The following is a 411-nucleotide window of genomic DNA, read 5'->3' on the forward strand; positions in this document are numbered from 1 at the left end:
GCCGTCCATTGACCGTGCAAGTGCATATCCGCGGCGAGCGCGACGAGCACGGCCCGCAGGCTGTGGCGCACTGCATCGGCATCGAACACCCGAACGTGATGGACTTGCCAGCGCAGCGCGTTTGGCTTTCTGGCTTTGGCACCTCGCCCGACAAGCTCAAGCTCCTGCGCGGCATGGCGAAGAAGGACTTCAACCCGTTCGACGAGAGCGGCAACATCAAGCCGGAATACGCACCGTACATGCGGCGTGACGCCAAGCCCGGCGCAGACGAAAGCCCGCTCAACGAAACTACCCGCTCCTACGTTGATGCCTACCGCTATTTCGATGACGTGATCGAAGCCTCCGGTGGCGTTGTCGACTCGCGCCTTGGCGCTGGGCAGAACTACATGGCGGTGGCCGGCTTCGTCGATG

1 protein-coding gene is annotated in these 411 nt (G+C 63.0%); it reads left to right on the top strand.

Annotated elements, in window-relative coordinates:
• Positions 1 to 20: 20 nt before the first annotated feature.
• On the top strand, positions 21 to 411 hold a 391-nt coding region (locus I6F21_RS38185; RefSeq protein ID WP_225184442.1), incomplete at its 3' end, for a hypothetical protein.

Source organism: Bradyrhizobium sp. NBAIM03 (genome assembly GCF_020194055.1).
Lineage (GTDB): Bacteria > Pseudomonadota > Alphaproteobacteria > Rhizobiales > Xanthobacteraceae > Bradyrhizobium > Bradyrhizobium yuanmingense.